Here is a 4,390-nt window from a genome sequence, read left to right on the forward strand (position 1 = left end):
GGGCTGCAGCACGCCGCGGGCGGCGCCGCCGGCGCCGGCCAGCAGCACGGACGCCCCGGCGAGACGCACGCCCAGGCGCAGCAGGTCGGACACCAGGCCCACGCCATCGGTATTGCAGCCGTGCCAGGCGCCATCGCGCCACGACAGGGTGTTGACCGCGCCGGCCAGGCGGGCGCGGCTGGACAGGCGGCCGGCGGCCAGGGCGTAGGCGTCCAGCTTGAACGGCACCGTCACGTTCAGGCCCAGCCCGCCCTCGGCCACGAAGGCAGTGACGGCCTCGGCAAAGCCGTCCACCGGCGCCAGCAGCCGGTCATAGCGCAGCGGCTTGCCGGTCTGTTCGGCAAACATGGCGTGGATCTGAGGCGAGCGGCTGTGCGCGATGGGATTGCCGATGACGGCGTATCGGGCGAGAGGGGGCGCCTCGGTCATGGGGCTTGTGTTTCCAGGGTGTCGTTGACGAAATGCCAGGTGCGGGTAATGACCAGCACGTCCGTGTCGCGCGCGATGTCGGGCGGGAACGGGGGGAAGGGCGCGGCCAGTTGGACGATGCGGCGGGCCGCCTGGTTCAGGACGGCGTGCGGCGAGGGCTGGTCGATCTCGACATTGGCGATGCTGCCGTCCGCGCGTACCGACACCGTGATGCGCAGGGAGCCGTAGATGCGGCCGCGCGCCTCGTCTGGATAGTGCTGGGTGCCGACGGTTTCGATGCGGGTGCGCCAGGCGTCCAGGTAGGCGGCATAGCGCGAGGCCTCGGCGGAGGGCGCCACGAACTGTTTGCGCGGTTCGGCGCTGTACTGCTGGACACGCGCCGCCAGCGCGGCCACCTGGGCGCTCTGGATGAGGCTGGCCTGGTCCTCGGCGTCACGGCCGAGGTCGGCGCCGTCCGGCCAGGGATTGACGGCCTGGCGCTCGGCGCCGGCGCGGTCGGCGGCGCGCAACTGGGTCATCAGGCGGGTCTGTTCGGCTTCCAGCTGCACCTGGCGGCGGCGCATGGCTTCCAGCACGATGGTCTCGGCCGATTCGCCGGTGCGGGGCAGGGGCGTGGTGGACATGCCGCGCTCGGCGTTGCCGCCGCCGCTCATCTGGTTCTGGGCCTGGGCGCGCGGGTTGTCCGGCGGCGTTTCGCTGCGGGCGTTGAGCAGCACGACTTCCAGGCTGGTGACCGGCGGGCGCGAGAGCGCGGGCGCGCCGAAGCGCCACGCCAGGGCGCCGGCGTGCACCAACAGCGATATTGCGATGCCGATGCGCAGGTAGTGTTGGGCGGGTGCGCCCAGCCACCGCAGGTAACGGCTCAGCGGGGAAGGGGAATCAGCGAGGCTTTGCACCAGCGCATTGTAGAGCGAGTCCACCTCCGCCGGGCGTCATGGGCGGTTCACACTGACAGCCTACGCCGCGAGTGCGGGAGTCCCGGGCCCCGGGCTTGTAACAAGCGCGGGGCCGATGCCGGCGGCGCTTCAGGCAGCGGCGCGGGGGAACACCCAGACCTTGCTGGCGGGCAGCGCCAGCCGGCAGGGTCCGGGTTCGCGGCCTTCGGGACCATAGGCGCGCAGGGCCAGGGTGTGGGCCGGGTCGGCATCGGGAGTGCGGAACAGGTATTCCCAGCGGTCGCCCAGATACATGCTGGTCAGCAGCGGCATGTCCAGGTGGTTGCCGTCGGGGTCGTCGGCCAGGCGCACCTGCTCCACCCGGATGACGGCGGTGGCGTCCTGGCCCGGGGCCATGCCCGGGCTGGCCTTGCCCCACAGCGACCAGTCGCGGCCTTCGATGCGGGCCTGGCCGTCGCGCACTTCGGTCACCTTGCCGTCCAGCCGGTTGTTGCTGCCCATGAATTCGGCGGTGAACAGCGTGGACGGGGTGCCATACATCTCCTGCGGCGTGCCCTGCTGTTCGATCTTGCCGTTGTTCAGCAGCAGGATTCGGTCCGAAATCGCCATGGCTTCGCTCTGGTCATGCGTCACCATCAGCGCCGACAGGCCCAGGCGGATGATCAGCTCGCGCAGGAAGGCGCGGGCTTCTTCGCGCAGCTTGGCGTCCAGGTTGGACAGCGGCTCGTCCAGCAGGATGACGGGCGGGCTGTACACCAGCGCCCGGCCGATGGCCACGCGCTGCTGCTGGCCGCCGGACAGCGCATGCGGATGGCGGTGGCCGAGCTTGCCCAGGCCCAACTGGTCCAGCACCGCCTGGACCCGTTCGCGCACCTCGGCGCCGGGCACCTTGCGCAGCTTGAGCGGGTAGGCCACGTTCTCGAACACGGTCTTGTGCGGCCATAGCGCGTAGGACTGGAACACCAGGCCCAGGTTGCGTTCCTCGGCCGGGATCTCCTTCCTGGCCGCGCCGTCGTAGACGACGCGGTCGCCGATGGTGATGCGGCCGCGCTTGGGGCCCTCCAGGCCGGCCACGGCGCGCAGCAGGGTGGTCTTGCCGCTGCCCGAGGGGCCCAGCAATGACACCACTTCGCCCTGGCGCAGCTGCATCGACACACCCTTGAGCACCGGGTTGTCGCCGTAGTCCAGGTGCAGGTCTTCTACAGAAAGCTCAATCATGAAGTTTGACTCCGAATCGCAGGGCGATGCCCAGGCCGATCACGACCAGAACGATATTGATGAAGGAAAGCGCGGCCACGATGTCGATGGCGCCCGAGGCCCACAGCGACACCAGCATGGAGCCGATGGTCTCGGTGCCGGGCGACAGCAGGTAGACGCCGGTGGAGTATTCGCGCTCGAAGATCAGGAACATCAGCAGCCAGGAGCCGATCAGGCCGTATTTGGCCAGCGGCACCGTGACATGGCGGGTGACCTGGCCGCGGCGCGCGCCGGCGCTGCGGGCGGCCTCTTCCAGTTCGGGGCCGACCTGCAGCAGGGTCGAGGAGATCAGCCGCAGGCCATAGGCCATCCACACCACCGTGTAGGCCAGCCACACGCTGAAGATGGTGCTGCGCATGGCGCGCAGCCATTCGATGAAGTTCTCGCGCAGCCATTCCGCGAAGGGCAGGGCCGACAGCCAGCCGCCTTCGTCCAGGGCGTTGTCCAGCCACATCGGCACGAACAGGAACACCCACAGGAACGCCAGGCCGGCCAGCAGGCCCGGCACCGCGCGCGGCACCAGCACGCTGTAGTCCATGAAGCGCGTGATGTTGTCGGGCTTGCGGTGCATGGCCAGGCCCACGAACATGTAGCACATCACGGCCAGCGCGCCGCCGAACACGCCGATGGCCACCGAGTTGACGATGGCGCGCATCAGGTTGGGCTGCGCGAACACCGTGCGGAACGCGTCCAGCGACAGCACGTCGAACAGCGACACGCCCATGCCCCAGTTGGACACGAAGGCGCGCAGCAGCACGCCCAGCAGCGGCACCACGATGGTCACCAGCAGCCAGAACGCGACCACCGCGCCGGCCACCCAGCGCCACTTGCCCAGCGGCAGGGCGCGCGCGCGCGAGGCCTTGCCCTTGACGGTGACGAAGCGGTTGGCGGTGCGCATCAGGCGGCGCTGCAGCATCACCAGCGGGATCGTCATGCAGATCAGCACCACGGCCACGGCGGCCATCAAGTGATAGGACGGGATGCCCAGCTTGTTGGTGAGCTTGTACAGATACGTGGCCAGCACCAGGTTGCCTTCGGGGTCGCCCAGCACCAGCACCAGGCCGAACACTTCCAAACCCAGGAAGAACAGCAGCACGGTGGCGTACAGCATGGCCGGACGCACCATGGGCAGGCTGACCGACACCATCACGCGCAGCGGCGAGGCGCCGGCCACGCGCGCGGCTTCTTCCACGTCCGAGCCCATGCTGCGCAGCGCCGACGAGATGTACAGGTAGGCGTGCGGCACGTGGGTCAGGCCGGCGATGATGACGATGCTGGTCAGCGAATAGACGTTCCAGGGCACGAAGCCCAGCAGGTTCTGGGCCCAGATCGAGAAAAAGCCCACGGGCCCGGCGGCGACCACATAGCCGAAGCCCAGCACCATGGGCGACACGAACACCGGCACCAGGATCAGCGGCTCGATCCAGCGGCGGCCCGGCAGGTCCGTGCGTATCATCAGGAAGGCCAGCATGCCGCCCAGCGGAATGGCGATGACGGCCAGGCCGAATGCCAGGATGAAGCCGCTTTTCAGGGCCTTGTAGAAATCGGGATCCGCGAAGATGAAGCGGAACGCGTCCAGGCTGAAGTATTTGGACGGGGCAAAGAAGGGCGCGGAAAGAAAGCTCTGGATGATGATGAACGACAGCGGCACATAAATGGCCAGGGCCGTGATCAGCACCACCACGCCGCGGGGCAGGGACTGCCATTTCGAGCGCAATGACTGCATGGGAAATCCTGTGTTCTTGAAGGGCGCGACAGTCGCGCGGCCGGGTCGGGGGCGACCGCCCCGGCGGCGGTCAGGCGGACGG

At 68.9% G+C, this 4,390-nt stretch carries 3 protein-coding genes and 1 pseudogene; all 4 read right to left on the minus strand.

Going from position 1 to position 4,390, the window contains the following annotated elements; genetic code table 11:
* A pseudogene (aroE, locus tag WBB14_RS19900) lies at positions 1–429 on the minus strand (shikimate dehydrogenase); the annotation flags it as partial.
* Positions 426–1,325 carry a TonB family protein gene (locus tag WBB14_RS19905; protein ID WP_424241361.1) on the minus strand — a complete coding sequence of 300 codons (900 nt, stop codon included), beginning with the start codon at positions 1,323–1,325 and terminating at the stop codon, positions 426–428. The gene WBB14_RS19905 and the pseudogene aroE, both read right to left, overlap by 4 nt.
* A 129-nt stretch (positions 1,326–1,454) precedes the next feature.
* Positions 1,455–2,543, minus strand: a complete 1,089-nt coding sequence (locus WBB14_RS19910; protein ID WP_424241359.1) for an ABC transporter ATP-binding protein — start codon at positions 2,541–2,543, stop codon at positions 1,455–1,457.
* Entirely contained in the window at positions 2,536–4,308 is a 1,773-nt protein-coding gene (locus WBB14_RS19915) for an ABC transporter permease (protein ID WP_424241360.1), read from the minus strand. Before WBB14_RS19915 ends, WBB14_RS19910 begins: the two co-directional genes overlap by 8 nt.
* Positions 4,309–4,390: the final 82 nt, after the last annotated feature.

Origin of the sequence: Achromobacter sp. (genome assembly GCF_049647645.1) — a bacterium.
Lineage (GTDB): Bacteria > Pseudomonadota > Gammaproteobacteria > Burkholderiales > Burkholderiaceae_B > Achromobacter.

What these genes read in the sequence shown, in the direction of transcription:
- WBB14_RS19915 (WP_424241360.1), bottom strand. Translation starts at nt 4,308, where the DNA reads ATGCAGTCATTGCGCTCGAAATGGCAGTCCCTGCCCCGCGGCGTGGTG.
- WBB14_RS19910 (WP_424241359.1), bottom strand. Translation starts at nt 2,543, where the DNA reads ATGATTGAGCTTTCTGTAGAAGACCTGCACCTGGACTACGGCGACAAC.